Raw genomic sequence first — 1,795 nt, forward strand, 5'->3', positions numbered from 1 at the left:
CCGGTCACGTCGACGGCGAAGGTGGCGACTTCCTGGATGCCGGGGCCGTTGCCCAGGTCCGCGCTGATCGACACACCCGGGAACAGCGGCGGGGTCACGATCTCGGGAAGGATGTCGATGGCCGTACCGTCACCGATTGGGTCGATGACACCGAAGTCCGCGCTGTCGAAGGCGATGTTCGGGGTCGTGTAGCTGAAGTTGATGCCCACACCCAGCGACCACGGGAAGCCGATCTGGTAACCCAGCTCCAGCGAGCCCTCGAAGTCCTCGGCGCCCTCGCCGGCGACGATGTACTTGGCGCGGCCCGAGTGGAACCACTCGCGGGTCAGCCGGTTGCGGTCCAGCGGGAACACGCCGTTGAGGAAGGTGTCCCACTGCTGCACCGTCAGCGTCCGACCCTGACCGTCGAGGAGGCTGAGCTCGTTGTCCAGACCCGCGTTGGAGGTGCCCGTGCTCGTGAACAGAGCCGCAGCGGCCGCGATCAACGCGACCAGCACCCGACTGATTGCTTTCATTTCTCTCCCTAGCCTTCGCGCTGCCTACGGTCGCGGCACCCGACCACGCCCGGTGAAGTCGAACATGTGACCACGATTAGATTTCACATGCCCAGTCCTCATGCGAATCTCATCGTCGACGACTGGGGAAACATAACAGCGCGGCATAGAACCGACAACAGATAGCAGATCTAGGCCTTTACCTGCGGCGATGTAGCGGATCGGCATCGCCGCATGAGCTCATTGGTTGCGCGAGCAAAGAAAAACCCCGCGGGCACCGGCCCGCGGGGTTTTCGTGCGATCAGGTGATCGTCAGTTCATGTTCCACGGCTCGCCGTAGGTGGTGACGCTGTCACCGGTCGAGGCGATCAGCCGGGCGTACGGACGCAGCAGCACACCACCCGCTGCACCGGTCACCGTGCCGTGAGCGTTCGAGACCGCGACGGTTCCTTCGGGGCCGGTCACGTCGACGGCGAAGGTGGCGACTTCCTGGATGCCGGGGCCGTTGCCCAGGTCCGCGCTGATCGACACACCGGGGAACAGCGGCGGGGTCACGACCTCAGGCAGCAGGTCAATCCCGATGCCGCCCTCGCAGCCGATACCGACGCATCCGAAGTCGGGGCTGTCGAAGGCGATGTTGGGGGTGGTGTAGCTGAAGTTGATCCCCACGCCCAGCGACCACGGGAAGCCGATCTGGTAGCCCAGCTCCAGCGAGCCCTCGAAGTCCTCGGCACCCTCGCCGGCGACGATGTACTTGGCGCGGCCCGAGTGGAACCACTCACGGGTCAACCGGTTGCGGTCCAGCGGGAACACGCCGTTGAGGAAGGTGTCCCACTGCTGCACGGTCAAGGTGCGGCCCTGACCGTCGAGGAGGCTGAGCTCGTTGTCCAGACCCGCGTTGGAGGTGCCCGTGCTCGTGAACAGAGCCGCAACGGCCGCGATCAACGCGACCAGCACCCGACTGATTGCTTTCATTTCTCTCCCTAGCTGCCGCGCTGACCTGTCGGCCTGGCACCGCCAGGCCCTGAAGACAACATGTGACGCAGATGAGAAACGCGGTGCGTTGTCCTCATGCGAATCTCATCGTCCTCGCCGCGGAAAACATAACAGGGCGGCATACAACCGACAACAGATAGCGCAATACCGCTCTCATCAGCGACAACAGGGCGGGTTATGCGTGCGATCGCAAGAAGCCCCGCCGGCTCTGCCGGCGGGGCTTCTCTAGCGATCAGGTGATCGTCAGTTCATGTTCCACGGCTCGCCGTAGGTGGTGACGCTGTCACCGGTCGAGGCGATCAGCC

Annotated in this window: 2 protein-coding genes; both read right to left on the reverse strand. The window is 64.3% G+C overall.

Features of this window, described 5'->3' with window-relative positions; genetic code table 11:
* The coding region (locus AU194_RS29710) for an MspA family porin (protein WP_059092844.1) at window positions 1-515 on the reverse strand (515 nt) is incomplete at its 3' end.
* A 291-nt stretch (window positions 516-806) separates the two neighbouring features.
* Entirely contained in the window at window positions 807-1,469 is a 663-nt protein-coding gene (locus AU194_RS29715; protein ID WP_059092843.1) for an MspA family porin, read from the reverse strand.
* Between the last annotated feature and the right edge of the window lie 326 nt (window positions 1,470-1,795).

Origin of the sequence: Mycobacterium sp. GA-2829 (assembly GCF_001499965.1) — a bacterium.
Taxonomy (GTDB): Bacteria; Actinomycetota; Actinomycetes; order Mycobacteriales; family Mycobacteriaceae; genus Mycobacterium.

Bases quoted from the DNA above. Each gene is read 5' to 3' on its own strand.
- AU194_RS29715 (WP_059092843.1), bottom strand. From the start codon at position 1,469: ATGAAAGCAATCAGTCGGGTGCTGGTCGCGTTGATCGCGGCCGTTGCG.